This is a genomic window from Enterococcus sp. 10F3_DIV0382, from assembly GCF_002140245.1.
GTDB classification, from domain to species: Bacteria; Bacillota; Bacilli; order Lactobacillales; family Enterococcaceae; genus Enterococcus_B; species Enterococcus_B lactis.
The window spans coordinates 622,993-644,201 of record NZ_NGMF01000001.1; the positions used below are offsets into that span (position 1 = coordinate 622,993).

At 38.2% G+C, this 21,209-nt stretch carries 19 protein-coding genes; all 19 read left to right on the forward strand.

Going from position 1 to position 21,209, the window contains the following annotated elements; translation table 11 throughout:
* Position 1: 1 nt before the first annotated feature.
* The 19 genes from A5849_RS03080 (at position 2) to A5849_RS03170 (ending at position 21,076) form a co-directional block, all read left to right on the forward strand.
* On the forward strand, positions 2–607 hold the full coding sequence (locus A5849_RS03080; RefSeq protein ID WP_086309949.1) for an NUDIX hydrolase N-terminal domain-containing protein: 606 nt from the start codon (positions 2–4) through the stop codon (positions 605–607).
* A gap of 134 nt (positions 608–741) precedes the next feature.
* Positions 742–1,194, forward strand: a complete 453-nt coding sequence (locus A5849_RS03085; RefSeq protein ID WP_002310676.1) for a MarR family winged helix-turn-helix transcriptional regulator — start codon at positions 742–744, stop codon at positions 1,192–1,194.
* A gap of 36 nt (positions 1,195–1,230) precedes the next feature.
* Positions 1,231–1,728, forward strand: coding sequence for an N-acetyltransferase (locus A5849_RS03090; protein WP_002316636.1), 498 nt, complete (start codon positions 1,231–1,233; stop codon positions 1,726–1,728).
* Between the two features lie 17 nt (positions 1,729–1,745).
* Positions 1,746–2,456, forward strand: coding sequence for a B3/4 domain-containing protein (locus A5849_RS03095; protein ID WP_002310678.1), 711 nt, complete (start codon positions 1,746–1,748; stop codon positions 2,454–2,456).
* A gap of 140 nt (positions 2,457–2,596) precedes the next feature.
* Positions 2,597–3,019, forward strand: a complete 423-nt coding sequence (locus A5849_RS03100) for a hypothetical protein (protein ID WP_002316637.1) — start codon at positions 2,597–2,599, stop codon at positions 3,017–3,019.
* Between the two features lie 19 nt (positions 3,020–3,038).
* A complete protein-coding gene (locus A5849_RS03105; protein WP_002312725.1) occupies positions 3,039–3,263 on the forward strand; it encodes a hypothetical protein in 225 nt (74 codons plus the stop codon).
* Positions 3,264–3,403: 140 nt separating this feature from the next.
* Positions 3,404–4,957, forward strand: a complete 1,554-nt coding sequence (locus A5849_RS03110) for a hypothetical protein (protein WP_002330732.1) — start codon at positions 3,404–3,406, stop codon at positions 4,955–4,957.
* 293 nt (positions 4,958–5,250) lie between these two features.
* Positions 5,251–6,564, forward strand: coding sequence for an NCS2 family permease (locus A5849_RS03115; protein WP_002292548.1), 1,314 nt, complete (start codon positions 5,251–5,253; stop codon positions 6,562–6,564).
* Between the two features lie 206 nt (positions 6,565–6,770).
* Entirely contained in the window at positions 6,771–8,393 is a 1,623-nt protein-coding gene (locus A5849_RS03120) for an alpha-glucosidase (protein ID WP_002310681.1), read from the forward strand.
* Positions 8,394–8,556: 163 nt separating this feature from the next.
* Entirely contained in the window at positions 8,557–8,991 is a 435-nt protein-coding gene (locus tag A5849_RS03125) for a MarR family winged helix-turn-helix transcriptional regulator (protein ID WP_002310682.1), read from the forward strand.
* A gap of 102 nt (positions 8,992–9,093) precedes the next feature.
* The gene (locus tag A5849_RS03130; RefSeq protein ID WP_002320708.1) at positions 9,094–10,185 is read left to right on the forward strand and encodes an NADH-dependent flavin oxidoreductase; all 1,092 of its coding nucleotides are present in this window, start codon (positions 9,094–9,096) and stop codon (positions 10,183–10,185) included.
* Between the two features lie 29 nt (positions 10,186–10,214).
* Positions 10,215–10,892: a type 1 glutamine amidotransferase domain-containing protein gene (locus tag A5849_RS03135; protein WP_002310684.1), complete on the forward strand. Its 678-nt coding sequence runs from the start codon at positions 10,215–10,217 to the stop codon at positions 10,890–10,892.
* 344 nt (positions 10,893–11,236) lie between these two features.
* A complete protein-coding gene (locus A5849_RS03140; RefSeq protein WP_002335170.1) occupies positions 11,237–12,532 on the forward strand; it encodes an FAD/NAD(P)-binding oxidoreductase in 1,296 nt (431 codons plus the stop codon).
* On the forward strand, positions 12,522–13,982 hold the full coding sequence (locus tag A5849_RS03145) for a helix-turn-helix domain-containing protein (protein ID WP_002316639.1): 1,461 nt from the start codon (positions 12,522–12,524) through the stop codon (positions 13,980–13,982). Before A5849_RS03140 ends, A5849_RS03145 begins: the two co-directional genes overlap by 11 nt.
* 135 nt (positions 13,983–14,117) lie before the next feature.
* Complete coding sequence (gene glpK, locus A5849_RS03150) at positions 14,118–15,614, forward strand: glycerol kinase GlpK (RefSeq protein ID WP_002310688.1); 1,497 nt, start codon at positions 14,118–14,120, stop codon at positions 15,612–15,614.
* Between the two features lie 13 nt (positions 15,615–15,627).
* A complete protein-coding gene (gene glpO, locus A5849_RS03155; RefSeq protein WP_002314032.1) occupies positions 15,628–17,451 on the forward strand; it encodes a type 1 glycerol-3-phosphate oxidase in 1,824 nt (607 codons plus the stop codon).
* Positions 17,452–18,168, forward strand: coding sequence for an MIP/aquaporin family protein (locus A5849_RS03160; protein WP_002292560.1), 717 nt, complete (start codon positions 17,452–17,454; stop codon positions 18,166–18,168).
* A gap of 305 nt (positions 18,169–18,473) precedes the next feature.
* On the forward strand, positions 18,474–20,402 hold the full coding sequence (locus A5849_RS03165) for a mannonate oxidoreductase (protein WP_002314033.1): 1,929 nt from the start codon (positions 18,474–18,476) through the stop codon (positions 20,400–20,402).
* Positions 20,403–20,521: 119 nt separating this feature from the next.
* Positions 20,522–21,076, forward strand: a complete 555-nt coding sequence (locus tag A5849_RS03170) for a CDP-alcohol phosphatidyltransferase family protein (RefSeq protein WP_002310692.1) — start codon at positions 20,522–20,524, stop codon at positions 21,074–21,076.
* Positions 21,077–21,209 lie beyond the last annotated feature (133 nt).

The window sequence follows — 21,209 nt, forward strand, 5'->3', positions numbered from 1 at the left end:
AATGAATAACAAGTTGGCTCAATACAAAAGACTACTCGCACTTTCTCAAGCTGGTCTGTATTATGGAAAAGATGTATTCGATAAAGAACGATTTGAGGAGATTCGGACGATCTCATTGGAATTGATCAGTGAAATAGGAAAAGAAACTTTCCAAGAAATAAAAGCACTTACAGTTATTGAAGAAGGTCATCCCACACCAAAAGTTGATGTTCGTGCCTATATCAAAAAAGACGGCAAGATCCTACTAATCGAAGATAAACGGACGAAAGAATGGTCACTGCCAGGCGGATTTGCCGAAATAGGTTTATCTCCTGAAGAAAACGTGCGGAAAGAAGTCTATGAAGAAACGGGTTTAACAGTAGAATCTACACAGCTGCGAGCGGTTTTTGATACGAATAAACAAAAAGATATTCCGCAGCTTTTTCAGTATTATAAGCTTGTTTTTGCTTGTACGATCCACGATGAAGATGCAAAATTTATTGAGAACAACGAAACTTCCGACATGGGTTTTTTTAGCATAGAAGAGTTGCCAAAGCTATCAGAAAAACGAACAACAAAGAAGCAGTTGCTCATTTTAGAAAACAAAAACCAGCTTTATTGCGATTGAGTTTTTTCGTAAAAGAAGAAAGCTATTTACTCTGCGAGTTCTCTAAAAAGAACTCGTTCTTTTATTAAAAAATAGTTGCATTTGCAACAAAAAGAGGTAAACTAGTCTTACAAACAAAATAAAGGTGGGGTGAAATGGCTGAAATTCTTCGAGACATCGGAATGATTGCCCGAGCGCTGGATTCTATCAGCAATATCGAATTCAAAGAAGTTGATTTAACAAGAGGGCAGTATCTTTATTTAGTACGTATTTGCGAAAATCCAGGAATCATCCAAGAAAAACTAGCAGAAATGATCAAAGTAGATCGTACAACGACTGCACGAGCAATCAAGAAATTAGAATCCAATGGGATGATCGAACGTTTGGAAGATAAAGAAAATAAAAAAATCAAGAAACTCTATCCGACTAAAAAAGGAGCAGAAATCTATCCTTTCATCATCCGAGAAAACAACTACTCTAATGCAGTCGCATTAAATGGTCTGTCTGACGAGGAAGCGAAACAATTGGAATATCTTTTAAAGAAAGTATGCAAGAATATTAGCGAAGATTGGAATTTTGTCAAAAAAGGTAATAAAAGGATCTATTGAAAGGAAGAAGCCGTGAATAAATACGAAATTCGAAAAATGACGCCTTCAGATGTAGACTTACTACAACAAATCAGTATCGAAACATTTACAGATACATTTGGAAAAGATAATTCGCCGGAGCATCTAGCTGCTTACTTGAGACAAGCTTATGCGCCAGAAAAACTTACAGAAGAGCTAAAAGAGAAAGAAACTGATTTTTTACTAGTAAGTATCGACCAAGAGCCTGCGGGTTACCTGAAACTAAATATAGGAACGAGTCAATCTGAGGAAATGGATGATCATTTTTTAGAAATCGAGCGAATCTATGTACGAAAAAAATTTAAACATCAAGGTATTGGTACATTTTTACTAGATACAGCTATCAAAAAAGCAAAAGAAAAGCAAAAAACAGCCATTTGGCTCGGTGTGTGGGAACACAACGATGTTGCGCTCGCTTTCTATCGCAAAAGAGGATTTACCAAGTACAGTGAACATATTTTTTATATGGGAGATGATCCCCAAACAGACGATCTATTCATCAAGGAATTATTCTAATCAAGAGGTGTAAACATATGAAAAAAGTAATAGTGGATGCCAATTTTTGGGAAGTATTTCCTGAAGCAACCATCGAAATCTTATCCGCGAGTGGTATCGATAATCACGTAACAGAAGAAACTGAAGAAACGTATCATCAATTATTGAATAGCGCGGCAAAAGAAGCAAGAAATTACCTTACAGAAGAAACATTCAGCCAAAACGAAGTCATTGCTCAGTGGCGTCAGGCTTTTACCACATTCAAGACTAAAAAAGGTGCACGTTCTTCTATTGAAGCTTTACTGAAACGTGCAAATCAAGAACGGGAATTTTTCCCAATCAACCCGCTTGTAGATATTTATAATAGTATTTCCTTGTCTTTTGGCGTACCTTGTGGCGGAGAAGATATCGAAAAGATTTCAGGAAATCTGCATCTAGGAAAAGCCCAAGGTGGCGAATCATTCCTGCCTTTAGGTGCAGATTCCGATGCTCCGGCACTTCCGGAAGAAATCATCTACTATGATGAACAAGGAGCAATCTGTCGCTGTCTCAACTGGCGTGAAGCCCAAAGAACGATGCTGACGGAAGAAACGCAAGCAGCGGTGCTGGTCATTGAATCCATCAATGCTGAACAAGCAGCACGTGGCGCACAGGCAATCGAAGCGTTGAAGGAAAAAATCGATCAAACATTTGGCGTGTCTAGTGTCAGACACACACTAACCAAAGCTGAATCAGAAGCAGAATTATAAAAAAATCGAAAAAAGAAGAGCGGCATTTATTGCCGTTCTTTTTTTGTAAAAAAATTAATGGAGTACATCAAGTCTAGAAACTATTGCTTTATTTTTCTTGAATAGGATCAAACACAAGGTGTTCGCGCTTTCGTGATATAATGGAATCAGTTTATAGACAGGTAAGAAAATCAACTAGAAAGAAGGGTCAAACGATGATACAAAAAACACGTGTGATGCTTTATGTCAATGACGTAGAGATGATTTGCCGATTCTTTGTAGAAAAAATTGGTGCAGAAATTTCAGAAACGATCGAATTGCCAGAAGAATTTAAGAGTATTGTACTGAGTATCTCAAAAGAATTAGAATTAGGTGTATTTCCAAAAGTATTTGTGCAGAAGTTTTCACCAGAAGTATTGGGACCGCCACCTTCTTTAGTCTTTTTTACGGATGAATTTGAAACTATCTACGAGAACATGGACGAACCTGGAGAAATCACAGACAACAATGGCGTCTTGACTTTCAATTTTTCGGACCCTGAAGGCAATTATTTTGTTATAGGAAAAGCTGAGTCGTCTGTTTGAATAAAAAGGAGGAAAAACAGTGGATCTAATGGGAAGGCTAGAAGGTTATTTGAAGTATCGGCGAGCAAAACATAGTGAGAAGCTTCGAGCAAGGAATCTCAAATCAGGTAAAAAGAAGACAAAAGGTTGGGGAAAAATGGTCGATACAGGTTTTGGCGGACTAAATAACCTAAATCCTGTTGATACAAAAGAATTCATCAAAGAAGAGCAGAAACGGATGAATAAAGGGTACGCAAAAAAATGAACGGAAATTTTTGGATAGAAGCTTCATTTCTATCAACCGGATAAATAAAATAAACAACAATAAAGTACTGCTACTTGTTAGTAAGTTTTATTTTTTATAAAATAACTATATGGTTATTGTAGTTATGAAAGGAGTAGCAGATGGAAAAGGGTATCAAAGGGATATATAGATTATTTGCAGTACTAGTTATTTTTTTTATGATTTGGGCGATGGCATCAACTATTTTTTCGCCAAGGATAGGCGCGATATTCTCTTTATTCAGAGATAGTTATTCACCAAAAGTTACTATAGTTGTTAATATATTTTGTCTGTTTTTTGCATTTCTTCTATTTTTTATTTTGAAAAATTTATTAAAGAAAATAAAAATAGATTGGGATTTAAGTGACAAACTGCTCTTTTATATATTTGGGTTAGAGTTAGTTATTTACGCAGTCAGCTTATTTCTTTTTATTAGATTTATTGGTTTTCATCAACCAGTCGATGATACTGCTATTACATTAAAATTTTTAGAGCAATTGAAGGCTGGAGAAAATTGGGGATATAATTATATGTATTCCAATCCTCAAAACCTATTGCTGATGTATATTTTTAGGGGAATACAATTTTTCTTTGGTACGAATTACTATCCGATCATTGCAGTATTTTGTGGCATTCATCTAATAACGATCATCTTTCTTTTTCTTTCTCTGAGAAATTTAAAAGTTAGTAATTTTGCAACATTGATTACTATTCAAATCATGTTATTTGCCTTCCAGATAACATTACATGTTCCTGTAGCCTATACTGATATACTTTCATTGTTTTTTGGCTCAGCCACATTCTTTTTTATAACTAAATATGTAAATAAGAAGAAACAGTATGTGAATAGAAACATTATTTATGTACTGCTTGCAACAGCAACTAGCACGATTGGTTTTATAAGTAAAGGGACGGGTCTTATCTTGATCTTAGCGATGATCTTATTCTTTGCTTTTTATCATACTGGGAAATGGCGGTTGCTAGCATTCCTTCCTTTAGTTTTTTTAGTTTTAGGAAATTTTGGGTGGAAACAATTTATCGATGCACAAAAACTCTATCCGAATAGTCACTATGGACAGCCCAATACACATTATTTGATGATGGGATTGAATAATACGCCTATTCCTGATAATTTATCTGGGGATGACAAGTATCGTTGGGTAGTGGGTGCTTATTCTAGCGCCGATCAAAGATTTACATGGGATATGTTCTTGGATAAAAAAATGCCTAAAAAAGAAGTGGAAGAAAAGCACCTATCTATCATAAAAGAACGATTGAATGCGATGGATTTTAAGCAATTCTTAGCTGCAATCAATAATAAGGTTGCAGTTACTTGGAGCTCAGGTGATCTAAAATCATCATTTGAAATATTTTTGGGTACAGGAAAAAATGAAAAGAATATGTGGGTATTCAGAAGTAAAACAAGTGGATTAATTTTATACGCTGTAATGATGGTGATTCAATACTTGGTTTATCTTGGAATTATTTTTACCAGTATAAAATTTTTCAAGAATATAAATCCACTAGTTTTTTTGAGTAACATATATATTTCTGGTTATTTTGCATTCTTATTGATCTGGGAATCTAGTCCTAGATACGCTATGGGGATTTTTGTACCTGCGATAATAATGATAGGACTGTTGATTGAAAAAGAGAAGACAAAAAGAATCTCTTAGTTTGTAGTCATTCACTAAATGATGTAATGTAGATAAAAGAAGACAAGTCTAATAAATAAGTTAGATTTGTCTTCTTTATTTACAATAAAGAAATGTTTCTCTCTATAAAGAAGAATCTCAAATAGTGGAAATATGGATTTTTTAATCAAATAGAACGTTCGGATTTTGCTTGAAATCCGAATTTTTTGTTTACTTATGTTTTGTTTTAGTATATGATAAAACACGTTGTTTTATTAATAAATCGAAATTTTAACGGACTTTATTTATAATGTTCGGATTTAGGGGGATGGAAGATGAAGGAAAAAATACTTTCCTACTTCGAAATAGAAAAATTGAACACCACGGTAAAACGTGAGGTACTGGCAGGATTTACGACATTTATTTCAATGGCCTATATCTTATTTGTAAATCCAACTGTATTAGGCGCTTCTGGAATGGATGAAGGAGCGGTGTTCACTGCGACTGCATTAGCCAGTGCGATTGGCTGTATTTTGATGGGGGTATTAGCCCGTTATCCAATTGGAACGGCACCTGCTCTTGGGATCAATGCTTTCTTTGCTTATTCTGTTTGTTTAGGGATGGGGATCCCATGGGAAACAGCATTGTCCGGCGTATTCGTTGCTTCTTTGATCTTTATCTTGATTACAATCTTCAAACTGCGGGAAATGATCATTGATGCGATCCCAGCAGATTTGAAATATGCGATTTCTGGTGGTATCGGTCTATTTATTGCTTTCCTTGGTCTGAGCGAAGGTGGCATCATCGTTTCGAATGAATCTACATTAGTAGGATTAGGATCACTCAACGTTGGTTCTACTTGGTTGACGATTTTTGGATTAGTCGTCACGGCTATCTTGCTTGTTCGACGTGTACCAGGTGGCATTTTCATCGGGATGGCAGCTACAACGATTTTAGGTCTGGTCACAGGTTTGATTCCAATGCCTTCTGAAATTGTTGCCGCAGCACCAAGTTTGAAACCAACATTTTTAGTTGCGTTAAAACATGTAGGGGACATCAATTCTCTTCAAATGTGGGTCGTAGTACTAACATTCTTGCTTGTGACTTTCTTTGATACAGCAGGAACTTTAGTTGGACTAGCAAATCAAGCAGGCTTTATGAAAGACAACAAGATGCCTCGTGTAGGGAAAGCTTTAGCTTCTGATTCAACAGCTATGCTTGCGGGCTCCTTATTAGGTACTTCTCCTGTTGGTGCATTCGTAGAATCGTCAGCTGGAATCGCTGTTGGAGGACGCTCAGGAATCACAGCAATTACTACAGGAATCTTTTTCTTGTTAGGTTTGTTCTTTTCTCCATTACTATCAGTTGTTACTTCACAAGTAACTGCACCAGCATTGATCATGGTAGGTGTTTTGATGGCTCAATCATTACGTCAAATCGAATGGGGAAAATTAGAGATTGCGATCCCTTCCTTCTTGATCTTGATCGGCATGCCTTTAACTTATAGTATTTCAGATGGGATTGCATTAGGTTTTATTTTCTATCCAATTACGATGTTAGCGGCTAAAAGAGGAAAAGAAGTATCTCCAATCATGTATGGTCTGTTCTTTGTATTCGTGGGATTCATGTGGATATTGAATGTGAAATAAAGAGGTTGTGAAATCAGCGTTCTTCCCTACATCAATCAATCCTTTCAAAAAACAGTTGAGGAAATTTCCTCAGCTGTTTTTTTGTTTTATTCTGTTACCGATAACAAGGTGCAATGACTGTTTGAAAGCGTTACAATTTTTGGTGGAAGAAACTAAACTAGATGATTAAGTGAAAAATAGAAACATCCATTTATAGGAGGGAAATCATGGAACGAAAATGGTGGCACCATTCAGTTGTTTATCAAATCTATCCAAGAAGTTTTCAAGATTCAAATCAAGATGGGATTGGAGACTTGCAAGGGATTATTTCTAGATTGGATTATCTGGCATATTTGGGCATTGATGTGATTTGGCTTTCGCCAGTGTACGAATCTCCAAATGATGACAATGGCTATGATATCAGTGATTATCAAGCAATCATGGCAGAATTCGGTACGATGGAAGAATTGGAGGAACTGATTGAAGAAGCAAAGAAAAGAAGTATCCGTATCGTTATGGATCTGGTGGTGAATCATACTTCGGATGAACACCCGTGGTTCATTGAGGCACGTAAAAATAAAGAAAATCCTTATCGTGACTACTATATTTGGCGTGATCCAGTCAATGGAGAGGAACCTAATGGATTGCGCTCGATATTCAGTGGACCTGCTTGGCAGTTGGATGAGCAAACAGGGCAATATTTTCTGCACTTGTATAGCAAGCGTCAACCTGATTTGAATTGGAAAAATAAACAGGTTCGCCAAGCGATTTATCAAATGATGAATTTCTGGATCGATAAAGGTATTGGTGGCTTTCGTATGGACGTGATCGATATGATTGGCAAAGAACCGGATAAAGAAATCACAAGTAATGGACCTAAACTGCATGAGTATCTTCAGGAAATGAATCAAGCAACTTTTGGCGACAAAAATCTGATGACCGTTGGCGAAACATGGGGAGCAACTACCGAGATTGCTAAACTTTATTCCAATCCTAAAAGAAAGGAATTATCCATGATCTTCCAATTCGAACACATAGGATTAGATCAGCAAGAAGGCAAAGACAAATGGGATTTGAAACCTTTAAGTATCTCTGAACTGAAAAAAGTATTATCGAAATGGCAAACTTCTTTGGGGGATGAAGGATGGAATAGTTTATTTTGGAATAATCATGATCTCCCGCGAATTGTTTCTCGTTGGGGAAATGACGATATGTATCGAAAAGAAAGTGCCAAGATGTTTGCTATCTTGCTTCATATGATGAAAGGCACTCCTTATATCTATCAAGGAGAAGAATTAGGCATGACGAATTGCCCAATTGATGATATCGCGGAAGCAAAAGATATTGAGACAATCAATATGTATAACGAAAGGATTTCTTCTGGATTTACAAAAGAGGAAATCTTGGAATCAATCAATGCGAAAGGAAGAGACAATGCTAGGACGCCTATGCAATGGAACGCCAGTGAACATGCTGGGTTTACTATGGGAATTCCATGGCTTCGAGTCAACCCAAATTATAAAGAAATCAATGCAGAAGAAGCGTTAGCAGATCAAAAATCTGTTTTTTATATGTACAAAAAATTGATCGATTTGCGTAGAAAACACGACATCATCGTCTGGGGTGACTATGAATTAGTAGAAGAGACGCCAGAGCATATCTTTGCCTATTCTCGCACATATGAAGACCATCGATGGCTCGTTGTTTGCAATATATCCAGTGAAAAACAGGTGTTCACTGTTCCACGTGAAGCTTTAAGGGTTATTGTATCAAATTATCCTCTGAAACAGTTACCAGACGGCAAAGTTGAGTTACGACCATATGAAGCATTTGTGGTGGAAGTAAAATAAAGAAAAGCTTATTTGATTGAAACGTATTACCGAGAGGTTGTGACATATTTTTTGTCACAACTTCTTTTTCTCAAAACTAAACAGAGGAGGCGGTCATTACTCCGTGTTTTTTGACAAAAAATAAAAATCATACTATGATATGTACGCCAATGGAGGGGATGAAATGGAAAAGCCAATTGAAAAAGCGTTGGATGAATGTCTTTTCTTTAGTGTGAAAAAGCTTGATCGCATGTTGAATAAATTAGCTGATGAAGCATTTAGAAAAACAGGCCTGGCACCAACATATGGATTTATTTTATTGATATTAAAAGAAAAAGATGGTATACCGCAAAAAGATATTGCGCAAATGCTCTATTCTGCGCCTTCAACAATCGCTCGTTTTGTTGAAAAATTAGAATATAAAGGATACGTCAAAACAGTTAGCGAAGGACGCTTGTCATTGGTTTATCTTACAGAACAAGGACGCCAATTTACTAAGGAAGTCGATGGTAGCTGGGAAGAACTCCATCAGTCGTACAAAGCAGTCTTGGGAAATGAAGCAAGTAAAGAATTAGCCGAGATAATGAATGAAGCAACAGATAAGTTACAAAAAAAATAAAAATTTTTTTAAGCAAAATAGTTGCATGTACAACTAATCGAGTGGTTTAATGATAGATGATTCTCGATAGGTTAATTAGAGCAATTCATGGGAGGAATAACAATGTCACAATTTGATCAATCAATTACTTTACCTTCAGGAGTTCAATTGAAGAATCGATTGATGCTGTCGCCTATGACGACACAACTCAGCTTCTTCAATGGTGTGATCACCGAAGATGAGATTACTTATTATAAACAACGTTCTAAAGGACTTGGTGCTGTTATTACTGGTGCTGCAAATGTCCAAGATATCGGGAAAGGTTGGCCAGGTGAACTGAGCATCGCTCATGATGAAATGATTCCTCGGTTAAGTGAACTAGCTAAAGCAATCCAAGGAGACGGTGCAAAAGCGATTGTTCAGATTTTCCACGGTGGACGAATGACTAGTCGAGCTACTCTATCCGGAGAACAGCCTGTATCTGCAAGTGCAGTTGCAGCGGAACGACCTGATGCAGAAACACCGCGAGCATTAAGTGAAAATGAAATCAAAGAAACAATCCAAGCATTTGGCGAAGCCACACGCAGAGCGATTGAATCAGGATTTGATGGTATCGAGTTGCATGGAGCAAATACGTATTTGATTCAACAATTTTTCTCTCCACATTCGAATAGACGAGAGGATCAATGGGGCGGTAGCTTAGAAAATCGCTATCGTTTTATTGACGAATTATTAACAACGGTTTTCTCAACGGTTGAAAAATATGCAAAAAAACCATTCATCGTAGGGTATCGTTTCTCACCAGAAGAATATGAAACACCAGGTATTCGTTTTGAAGACACGATCTGGCTTCTTGAACGATTACGTGAGACAAAACTAGATTATCTGCATGTTTCATTAAATGCGTATGATCGAAGAGCCCGTTCTGATAAATACAGCGATCAGTCGATTCTTGAAGCTGTCCACGACACGATCCAAGGAAAGATCCCTTTAATTGGTGTCGGAGGCATCCGTACTCGCAAAGATGTAGAGCAAGTACTGAAATATGCAGAACTTGCAGCAATTGGACAGCAAATGATCGTCGATCCTGACTGGGCAGAGAAGTTATTGGAAAACCGTGAGGATGAATTTGTAACGAAACCTTTTGAAGAAGCATATAAAGAGCTTTATTTGCCAAGTCCATTATATAATTTCTTGAAAGCACGTTATCAATAACTCAATTTTTATAGAAAGAGGATGGAAAAATGAAAGTATTGATCGTATTAACAAATGTAGAAAAGTACGAAAAGATCGAGCGTCCTACAGGTTTGTGGTTAAGTGAACTAACTCATTTTTATGATGTATTAGTAAAAAATGGAATCGATGCAGATTTTGTCAGTCCTAAAGGTGGATATGTACCTTTAGAACCGCAAAGCGTTTTGAATATGGATGAAATCGATTGGGCCTATTATAAAGATGAAGATTTCAGAAATCGGGCCTTGGGAAATACCTTACGTCCTGATGATGTGGATGCAAAAGATTATGCAGCAGTTTATTATGCTGGTGGCCACGGAACAATGTGGGATTTTCCAGAAGCAACAGATCTTGGGAAAGTTGCTTCACAAATCTATCGAAATGAAGGACTGGTCTCAGCTGTTTGTCACGGTGTTGTCGGATTGTTGCCAGTTACAGATGAATCTGGAAAGTCTATTTTAGCTGGACGCACAGTGACTGGATTCAGTAATGAAGAAGAGGAAGCCAATGGTACAACGAATGAAGTACCATTCTTAGCAGAAGATGCTTTGAAAGAAAAAGGAGCTGACTATCAGTCAGGTCCAGCTTTTTCAGAAGTCGTTCAAATCGATGGACGTCTTCTTACAGGGCAAAACCCTCAATCTGCTCATCAATTGGGCGAAGTAGTGGTTGAAGCATTAAAGCATTAAAAATTGTCAACATAAAAATGATAGGTCTATTCTAACTATTACATTACACACGCTAAAACTCGTCTTTTCGTTCTTTTCTGTTTCCTATTTGGACAGAGGTACGCAAAAGGCGAGTTTTTTGCCTTTCTAAGAGTACATTTTTTGAAACATCTCTTCAGAAATGATACTCTTCAATTAGGTCAACTAATTTATTACTGAGAAGCAGACCTAGTCACACGGTAGGATGGAGAGAGTGTGTTCTGCTACGCTGCTATGGATCATAGGAATGAGTAAACATGGTTTAAGAACATTGTGATTTCAGCCCATGTTGGCAGTCGCACACTTAATAAGAAAGAGGAATGTAGATGAACATTGTAATTGTCGGCGGGTCGTTTGCAGGGATTCATGCGGCTATTTATCTTCGCCAATTGATACCAACAAGTGAAATATATTTGATTGAAAAGCAATCGAAGTTAGGGTGGATTCCCAGCGGATTCAATCTGATAGTAAAAGGAAAGGTCACCAGTGAAAAACAACTTTCTTGGATCACCAAAGAAGAGCTGATTGACCGCTATCGTATCCATGTTTACACAGAAAAGACGGTAATAGGATTGGAAGAAAAGAAAGTCATTTTAGCAGGAGGAGACAAACTGGATTTTGACCGTTTGATTTTGGCGACTGGCTCAAATCAAAATTTTCGAAATGTTCCTGCAGAAGCAAGATTCATTCACTCAGTTAAAAAGATACAAAACATAGCTTCTCTTCAGCAAAAGATCATGGATGCAAAAAAAATTGCCATCATTGGAGCAGGTCAAGCAGGGATCGAAATAGCTGAAGGGTTAGCATCAGGAAAAACACAAATCCATCTTTATGAAAGTCGAAAGTCGATTCTTTTTCGTTACCTAGACCCTGAAATGACGGAACCGTTAGTAAAGGAAATGAAAAATCAAGGGATATCGCTTTTCTTAGAAGAGCAAGTCGTATCTTTATCCGAAAATGAAACCGCTGTAGTAGAGACGGAAAGAAGAAGGGAAAACTATGATCTTGTTTTGCTGGCTAACCATTCTCGCCCCGACAATCAGATGTGGGAAGAACAATTAACATTGAATGATGATGGAACGATCTGGGTAGATGACTATTTGCAAACGTCTCAAAAAGACGTCTATGCAATTGGCGATGCAATCCAAGTCACTTTTCGCCCAACAAATGAAAAAATGTACGTTTCTCTAGTAAACAACGCTGTCCGTACAGCGCGAAATGTCAGCAAGACAATTAGCGGCTCCGCGACAAAGGATCAGGGAACCTACCGACCAGTCGGCAATCAGTGGTTTGGCTATTTCTTAGGAAGCGTAGGTATGACAGAAGAAGAAAGCATTTTTTATCCCCAAAAAATTGAAACAGGGTACGCGGAATACAAGCTTGCAGCAATAAACCAAAGCAAAGTCAAAATCAAATTCCTATTTGATTCTGAAAAAAAGATTCTTGGAGCACAGCTCCAAAGCAGAAAAGAAATGTTCCATCTTCTTGACCAACTGACAATCGCAGTAGAAGAAGGCTGGACGTTCGAACAGTTAGAAGAACATGAGCTGTTTTTCCAGCCAGAATATCGTGTGCCTGATATGGTGTGGTCAAAGGTGGCGAATACTGCCTATGAAGATTGAAGCATTATTAGAAAGAAAAGAGCAATTACAGATCCTGATTTTGCGAAACCTTGTTCTGCAAGGGGGAACAGCCTCTATCAATGGATTGAGAGAGCATGTCCAACTGTCAAAAACTTCTTTTGATCAATATTTGGAAGATATTGAATTGATTGGCCGGATGATGGGAAAAAAAGTAGAAGTACAGCGAAACGAGTATCAGGCGCTGCTTGTGTTGGACGAAGATGTCAGTTTGGAAAAAATTCTTTTGTTTTTATTACAGGAAAGCTTGAAGTTTAAAATGCTTGTCTATTTATTAGAACACCAGCAAGTATCCATCGTTCGATTAGCGACAGCGTTTAATATCAGTGAGTCTTCTGTTTTTCGAAAAATCAAAGAATTGAACCAGCTCTTAGAGGAATTTGGATTACAAATCAAAAACGGTCAATTATACGGAGAAGAGCTACAGATCCGATATTTTTATTATGAATTATTCCAATATATCCCGGAAGACCAACGACCGTTTTTTTTGCAAAATACACCAGAAAAAAGACCATTCATTCTAGGATTGGGTCGCGTATTAGAAACGACGTTTACGGCATCAGCAGAAGCACAGATTGCTTGCTGGCTCGGGATCACGAAAAAAAGACTATTGAATGAAAAAAGTACGTACGCAACTTTGGAAGAAAAGAAATTACTCTATCAGTCGGATCGGCTTTATCAAGCAATCGATCCAATCATCGTGATGCATCTTAGTCGAACAGCAGCAGAACTGAATGTATACGAAACAATGATGTTTTACAGCTTTTTTGTTTCTTTTTCGATAGTAGACGAAGAAATATTTTATCAATATGATTTGACACGGAGCAAAAAGTTACCCACAGCTGTTTTGGATACTTATATTCGGGAAACGATGCTATGGCATTATCGTCCTCGTCGTTTGAAAATCAAAGAGGAAAAAGCAGTAGGCTACCAAATTTCACAAATCAACAATGAATGGTTTTTCTTTGTTGGAAAGATCGAAGTCTACGAGCGTGATCGGCTTTTGGAGCAGCAGCAAAAAATGCTTGGGCATTCCTTAACACAGTTATTGGAGAAACTGCAGGAAACAGCGATGCAGCAATTGCCAAGGAAAAGCGCCGAAGACAGTGCACTTAGTTATCTGATGATCCAGTATGCCAATGTTCTTTTGATGATCGATTTTTATATTGCGAAACCAGTAGTGATAGGGATCGATTTAGAAAGTTTGCCTATTTATCGTATTGCTTTCCAACAGTATCTGATCAGAGAACTGAGAGGAGTCAGCGGTATTGAGATTGAAAGTTATGAAGAAGGAAAAAACTATGATTTGGTCATAACGTTTTGTCAGAGAAACAAGCAACAGAGTGAATATTATCTATCAGAATTTGCGTCGCCTTATGACATTATCCGATTGAAAAGAAGAATAGAAATGTTGAAAAAAGAAAAGAATTAATCAAAAACTAGCATCATAATGAAAAACTGTCAAAAAAAGAAAAAACGAATAAAATTTTGACAGTTTCTTTTTTTAAATGAGTAGTATGATAAAAGTAGTTAAAGAAAGCGTTTGCAGATAATGGAGGGAATCACAATGACAGAACCAACGTATATCATGGCGATTGACCAAGGTACAACTAGCTCACGAGCAATTATCTTTGACAAGAAAGGAAGACATATCGGCAGTTCTCAAAAAGAGTTCACGCAATATTTCCCGCAAGAAAGCTGGGTTGAACATGATGCAAATGAAATCTGGAATTCTGTACAGTCAGTTATTGCCGGAGCTTTCATCGAATCAGGGGTCAAACCAAATCAGATTGCTGGGATTGGCATAACGAACCAGCGTGAAACAACAGTAATCTGGGAAAAAGATACAGGACGTCCAATCTATCATGCAGTTGTTTGGCAATCCAGACAATCAGCTGGAATTGCAGATAACTTAAAAAATGAAGGCTATCAAGAATTTTTCCACGAAAAAACAGGGTTAGTGATCGATGCCTATTTCTCAGCAACGAAGATACGCTGGATTCTTGATCATGTAGAAGGTGCGCAAGAACGCGCTGAAAAAGGCGAGTTAATGTTTGGAACGATTGATTCGTGGTTAGTATGGAAACTGACCGATGGACAAGCACATGTTACTGATTACTCGAATGCTAGTCGGACGATGTTGTTCAATATCCATCAGCTAGATTGGGATCAGGAAATTTTGGATTTATTGAATATTCCTCGAGTGATGTTACCAAAAGTTACTTCTAACTCAGAAGTTTATGGTTATACGCAAGGTTATCATTTTTATGGAAGCGAAGCACCAATTTCAGGGATGGCAGGAGACCAGCAAGCTGCATTATTCGGACAAATGGCATTCGAACCAGGGATGGTCAAGAATACTTATGGTACAGGTTCATTTATTGTCATGAATACCGGTGAAAAACCGCAATTATCCAAAAATAATTTATTGACGACAATTGGTTACGGCATAAATGGAAAGGTGTACTATGCTTTAGAAGGAAGTATTTTTGTGGCTGGTTCTTCGATTCAATGGCTGAGAGATGGACTTCAAATGTTGCAAAAAGCTAGTGATTCGGAAGACGCGGCAAAACGCTCCACAAACGAAGATGAGGTCTATGTTGTTCCTGCATTTGTTGGACTGGGGGCTCCTTATTGGGATCAGTCAGCGCGAGGGGCTATGTTTGGTTTGACACGTGGAACGACAAAAGAAGATATCATTAAAGCTACTTTGCAGTCGATTGCCTATCAAGTGAGAGATATCATCGATACGATGCAAGATGACACTGGAATCAATATTCCTGTATTGAAAGTGGATGGCGGTGCAGCAAATAATGAATATCTGATGCAATTCCAAACAGATATCTTGAATGTACCGATCCAACGAGCAGAAAATTTGGAAACAACAGCACTAGGGGCAGCATTTTTAGCAGGATTAGCTGTCGGTTATTGGAAAGATACAGATGAGATCCGCGAATTTTATGAAGCTGGTAAGTTATTTGAAGTTCAAATGGAGGAAGAGCGCCGAGAAAAACTTTACAATGGCTGGAAAAAAGCAGTAAAAGCTACCCAAGCATTTGAATAAGGAGGAAATCCATATGTTTTCAAACAAGACAAGACAAGATAGCATTCAAAAAATGAAGCAAGAAGAATTGGATCTGTTGATCATCGGTGGCGGAATCACTGGTGCCGGTGTGGCAGTCCAAGCAGCAGCATCAGGAATCAAAACAGGATTGATCGAAATGCAAGATTTTGCAGAAGGGACGTCCTCTCGCTCGACCAAACTTGTGCATGGCGGTATTCGTTATCTGAAAACATTTGATGTGGAAGTAGTAGCTGACACAGTTGGTGAACGTGCAGTCGTACAAGGTATTGCCCCACACATCCCAAAACCAGATCCAATGCTTTTACCAATCTATGAAGATGAAGGAGCAACAACCTTCAATATGTTCTCCGTCAAAGTAGCAATGGACCTTTACGACAAACTGGCAAATGTGACAGGAACTAAATATGAGAACTATACCCTGACACCAGAAGAAGTATTGGAAAGAGAACCATTTTTGAAAAAAGAAGGACTAAAAGGTGCAGGTGTTTACCTTGATTTCCGCAACAATGATGCCCGTTTAGTGATCGATAATATCAAAAAAGCTGCAGAAGATGGGGCTTATCTAGTAAGTAAAATGAAAGCGGTTGGCTTCTTATATGAGGGCGATCAAATCGTTGGCGTCAAAGCTCGTGATCTGCTGACAGATGAAGTGATCGAGATCAAAGCAAAATTAGTGATCAATACGAGTGGTCCTTGGGTAGATAAAGTACGGAACTTGAATTTTACGCGTCCAGTCTCTCCTAAAATGCGTCCAACCAAAGGGATCCATTTAGTCGTAGATGCGAAAAAACTGCCTGTACCACAACCCACATACTTCGATACAGGAAAACAAGATGGGCGGATGGTCTTTGCTATCCCAAGAGAAAACAAGACTTACTTTGGCACAACAGATACGGATTACCAAGGAGACTTTACGGATCCGAAAGTCACACAAGAAGATGTGGATTATCTATTGGATGTAATCAACCATCGCTATCCAGAAGCAAATATCACATTGGCAGATATCGAAGCAAGCTGGGCAGGACTTCGTCCACTATTGATTGGTAATTCTGGTTCTGATTATAATGGTGGAGATAATGGATCGATTTCAGATAAGAGCTTCAATAAAGTAGTTGATACAGTGAGTGAATATAAGGAAAATAAAGTTTCACGTGCTGAAGTAGAAGATGTGTTAAACCATTTGGAAAACAGCCGTGATGAAAAAGCACCTTCTACGATTTCCAGAGGTAGTTCTTTAGAAAGAGAACCAGATGGATTGCTGACTTTATCAGGTGGGAAAATCACCGATTACCGTAAGATGGCAGAAGGAGCTTTACGATTGATTCGTCAGCTGTTAAAAGAAGAATACGGAATAGAGACGAAAGAAATCGACTCTAAAAAATATCAGATTTCAGGTGGAAATTTCGATCCAACGAAATTAGAAGAAACAGTGAAGGAATTAGCAAAAGAAGGAGTAGCAGCCGGTTTAGAGGAAGAAGATGCTACTTATATCGCTGATTTTTACGGGACTAATGCTCGACGTATCTTTGAATTAGCAAAAGAAATGGCACCTTATCCTGGTTTGAGTCTCGCTGAGTCAGCTCGGTTACGTTATGGCTTAGAAGAAGAAATGGTTTTAGCCCCAGGTGATTATCTCATTCGTCGGACGAATCATCTGTTGTTTGAACGAGATCAGCTGGATGAGATCAAGCAACCTGTGATCGATGCAATTGCTGGGTATTTTGGGTGGACAGAAGAAGAGAAAGCGCAACAGACTAAACGTTTAGAAGCATTGATCGCAGAATCAGATCTGCGGGAACTAAAGGGGGAGAAATAAATGAACAGTGATATGACTCAAATCATGGGGGAGTTTATTGGGACATTGATCCTAGTCTTGCTTGGAGATGGTGTGTGTGCAGCTGTGAATCTAAACAAAAGTAAAGCACAAGCTTCTGGCTGGATTGTCATCGCATTTGGTTGGGGACTCGCTGTAACAATGGCTGTCTATATTTCTGGATTCATGGGCCCAGCTCATTTGAATCCTGCAGTCTCTCTAGCTATGGCGATGACAGGGGCAATTAGTTGGAATCTTGTCGTTCCTTTCATCATTGCGCAAGTTTTAGGAGCTTTTGCAGGGGCCATTCTTGTTTGGCTTTCTTATTTGCCACATTGGAATGCAACGAAAGATGAGAGTGCGATTTTAGGTACGTTTGCAACAGGTCCTGCTATACGGAATTATCCAGCAAATGTAATCACAGAATTAATTGGTACATTTGTATTAGTTCTTGGGTTGCTAGCTTTTGGACAAAACGAATTTGCACCTGGAACGAACGTATTCGCTGTAGGTGGATTGATCTTAGCTATCGGTCTTTCATTAGGAGGACCAACAGGATACGCAATCAACCCTGCTCGGGACTTTGGTCCTCGATTAGCACATGCGGTATTGCCAATAGCTAATAAAGGAACTTCAGATTGGGCATATTCATGGGTACCAATTGCAGGCCCAATGATTGGAGCAATTATCGCGGTAGGTGTCTATTCGTTAATGGTGTAAGTCTATAAAACATACTAAGGTTTGACAATCAAAAGGCGTCTTGCTATAGTTAAGTGGAAAATAAATAAGACCTAGAAGAATGGGGAATGTTTTGTGAGTGTAGCTGGTATCTAATCAGTAAGTCGAATAGCCAATAAACAAGGTTTATTTGGTGTGCTTATGAAACGGTACCTGTCAGGAAAACAATATCTTTGTATTCTAATGAGGATAGGACATGACTTTTTTAAGCTGTGTTCTATCCTTTTATTTATCTCTAGGCCCTTATTTATTTTGGGACAGGTATCTCTTCAAGAAAAGGAGAGAGTATGAACAACGAAATGATTAGTCAATTACAATTTGATCGGATCAAAAAGGAAATCCAAGCAAGAGCAATCGGAAACTATAGCAAAAAACGAATCAGCAATATGACGGCCTCGACAAACCTACAAACCGTCTTAGATCGTCAAGAAGAAACAAGAGAAGCACGCTTGATCTTAGAAAGTAGTCAGCATGTTCCATTTATGGGATTGCCGAGGATCGATACACTGACAGAACAAGTCAAAAAAGGGTTGGTTCTGTCGCCCGCTGATTTGATCGAATATGCGGATTTTCTAAGAAGCAGTCGGATGATCACAAAGTTTTTTGATAAGAATCAATACCAGGCACCTTTGTTGTTTGCTTATAGCAAGCATCTTCCTGATTTGATAAATGTAGAAGAGTTGATTGACCAAAAAATAAAAAATAATAAAGTCAGTGACGATGCTTCACGTAATCTGCGTAAAGTACGCAAACAATTACAAATAATCGAAAAAGAAATCCAGTCAAAATTGCTGAAATTCTTACGTCATCCGAAAAACAAAGAAATGATCCAAGAAGCAATGATCGTTCAAAAAGGTGAATATTATACGATTCCTATCAAAGTCAGCTATAAAAATAAAGTAGATGGGACAATCATCGATGAATCGAACAAAGGAACGACGGTTTTTATTGAACCGACTGTGGTTTCTAAACTGAATGAACACTATCAATTGTTAAAAGCTGAAGAAATCAGTGAAGAATATCAAGTTCTGGCTGCATTGACTGGTGCTATTGCAGAAAATGAAGAAGCAATCGATTTATTGATCGAAACGATGACGGTATTAGATATCATTTTTGCTCGGGCAAAACTCAGTCGAGAAATCAATGGGATCACGCCTAAAATCAATAAATCAGAACATATCGTCATCAAACAAGGCAGACATCCATTTTTACCTGATCATGCGGTACCATTGGATATTGAAATCGGTAAAGACTATCGAGGCTTGATTATCACTGGAGCAAATGCCGGCGGTAAAACAGTCGTGTTGAAGACGGTCGGTTTATTGACTTTGATGGCGATGTTCGGCATGCAAGTTCCGGCAAAAGAAGGGACAGAGCTTGCTGTCTTTGATGAGGTTTTCGTCGATGTCGGTGACCACCAAAATTTAGAAAATGCGTTGAGCACATTTTCTGGTCATATGCAAAACATCGCTGCTATTTTGAAAAAGATAAAAAGGAATACATTGGTACTTCTGGATGAGATTGGCAGTGGAACAGAGCCAAATGAAGGGGCTGCATTAGCGATTGCAATCATGGAATCTATGTATGAGCAGGGGGCATTGATCATTGCCACGACCCATTATGGAGAAATTAAGAAATTTGCCAGGGATCATGAAGATTTTGTGCCGGCTGCTATGGCTTTCGATCGGGAAGCACTTCGTCCTAAATATCAATTGCGTGTTGGAGAAACAGGAGAAAGCCAAGCTTTATGGATTGCACATAAAATGGCTATGTCTATGAAATTGATCCAGCAAGCAGAGCGTTACCTGGAGGAAAAAGCCTACCGGACACAGAAAAAAGAATTTCCTCCTAAGACAGCAGTTATAACTAGGAAGGACAATAAAAAAGAACGCCAGCTCTTTGCAAAAGGCGATCGAATATTTGTGAATGAATACCAAAAAGAAGCATTAGTTTATGAGGATATAGGTGAAGATACGATTGCCGTATATTTAGAAAAAGAAATGATCCGTGTGCCTCGTCAGCGTGTTCGTCTGGTGCGTTCAGCAGAAAATCTGTACCCGACAGGTTACGATTTAGACAGTCTGTTTATCGATTTTAAAACACGGAAACAGCAGCGTGACCTAGAGCGAGGATCAAAAAAAGCCCATAAAGCGTTAGTAAAAGAAATGCGTAAACGACAGGAAGAAAGAAGAGCAAAAGATGAAAAAAGCAAGTGATTATTTCAGACCAACTCATATGATCAGTGATTGCAAAAAAATAACAGCAGTAAAATCATTGGTTTTATTCTCTATGTAAGCTAAAATAAAAAAGAGTGCTGAGGAGGTGGGTCGGTCAAATGAAAATAAGCACAAACTGGCGTAAAGAAATCCAAACGATTCCGAATCTTTTATCGATATTCCGTATTCTCTTGCTGCCGATTTATCTTTATTTTGTGCTGAGACAGTCGTTTTATGTAGCAGGCACGATAATTGTTGTCTCAGGATTGTCTGATTATTTAGATGGGGTCATTGCTCGGAGATATAATCAGGTAACAGACTTAGGGAAGGTACTTGATCCGTTTGCAGATAAATTGACACAACTTTTCCTGATTTTGTCTATGGCATGGTATCGACCGTGGCTTTGGCTATTGTTTGGTCTATTCTTGATAAAAGAAGGCTTTATGTTTGTAGCTGGATTAATCGGTCTATCTAAAAATATCAAATTAAGTGGTGCGAAGTGGTATGGCAAAGTAGCGACTGCTGTCATCTATGTTGGCATGATCCTTTTGTTGCTTTTCCCAGAATTACCAACGCTGTGGGTGAGAGTCATTTTTGCCGTCATCACTTACGGTCTTTTACAATCTTTTATCTTGTATGCTGTCGAGTACCGAAAGATGTTTCAAAGAAAATAAAGAAGGGGTGTGACCTATGTCGCACTCCTTTTTTTGATAAATAGACTTCCAATAGCTACTTCTCGATAATAAGCCAACCAAACCAAAAACATGAAAAGTTGTTTTTAATATTATTTCTTGTAACTCGGAGTTA

What these genes read in the sequence shown, in the direction of transcription:
- A5849_RS03080 (WP_086309949.1), top strand. Translation starts at nt 2, where the DNA reads ATGAATAACAAGTTGGCTCAATACAAAAGACTACTCGCACTTTCTCAA.
- A5849_RS03085 (WP_002310676.1), top strand. Translation starts at nt 742, where the DNA reads ATGGCTGAAATTCTTCGAGACATCGGAATGATTGCCCGAGCGCTGGAT.
- A5849_RS03090 (WP_002316636.1), top strand. Translation starts at nt 1,231, where the DNA reads ATGACGCCTTCAGATGTAGACTTACTACAACAAATCAGTATCGAAACA.
- A5849_RS03095 (WP_002310678.1), top strand. Translation starts at nt 1,746, where the DNA reads ATGAAAAAAGTAATAGTGGATGCCAATTTTTGGGAAGTATTTCCTGAA.
- A5849_RS03100 (WP_002316637.1), top strand. Translation starts at nt 2,597, where the DNA reads ATGGAATCAGTTTATAGACAGGTAAGAAAATCAACTAGAAAGAAGGGT.
- A5849_RS03110 (WP_002330732.1), top strand. Translation starts at nt 3,404, where the DNA reads ATGGAAAAGGGTATCAAAGGGATATATAGATTATTTGCAGTACTAGTT.
- A5849_RS03115 (WP_002292548.1), top strand. Translation starts at nt 5,251, where the DNA reads ATGAAGGAAAAAATACTTTCCTACTTCGAAATAGAAAAATTGAACACC.
- A5849_RS03120 (WP_002310681.1), top strand. Translation starts at nt 6,771, where the DNA reads ATGGAACGAAAATGGTGGCACCATTCAGTTGTTTATCAAATCTATCCA.
- A5849_RS03125 (WP_002310682.1), top strand. Translation starts at nt 8,557, where the DNA reads ATGGAAAAGCCAATTGAAAAAGCGTTGGATGAATGTCTTTTCTTTAGT.
- A5849_RS03130 (WP_002320708.1), top strand. Translation starts at nt 9,094, where the DNA reads ATGTCACAATTTGATCAATCAATTACTTTACCTTCAGGAGTTCAATTG.
- A5849_RS03135 (WP_002310684.1), top strand. Translation starts at nt 10,215, where the DNA reads ATGAAAGTATTGATCGTATTAACAAATGTAGAAAAGTACGAAAAGATC.
- A5849_RS03140 (WP_002335170.1), top strand. Translation starts at nt 11,237, where the DNA reads ATGAACATTGTAATTGTCGGCGGGTCGTTTGCAGGGATTCATGCGGCT.
- A5849_RS03145 (WP_002316639.1), top strand. Translation starts at nt 12,522, where the DNA reads ATGAAGATTGAAGCATTATTAGAAAGAAAAGAGCAATTACAGATCCTG.
- glpK (WP_002310688.1), top strand. Translation starts at nt 14,118, where the DNA reads ATGACAGAACCAACGTATATCATGGCGATTGACCAAGGTACAACTAGC.
- glpO (WP_002314032.1), top strand. Translation starts at nt 15,628, where the DNA reads ATGTTTTCAAACAAGACAAGACAAGATAGCATTCAAAAAATGAAGCAA.
- A5849_RS03160 (WP_002292560.1), top strand. Translation starts at nt 17,452, where the DNA reads ATGAACAGTGATATGACTCAAATCATGGGGGAGTTTATTGGGACATTG.
- A5849_RS03165 (WP_002314033.1), top strand. Translation starts at nt 18,474, where the DNA reads ATGAACAACGAAATGATTAGTCAATTACAATTTGATCGGATCAAAAAG.
- A5849_RS03170 (WP_002310692.1), top strand. Translation starts at nt 20,522, where the DNA reads ATGAAAATAAGCACAAACTGGCGTAAAGAAATCCAAACGATTCCGAAT.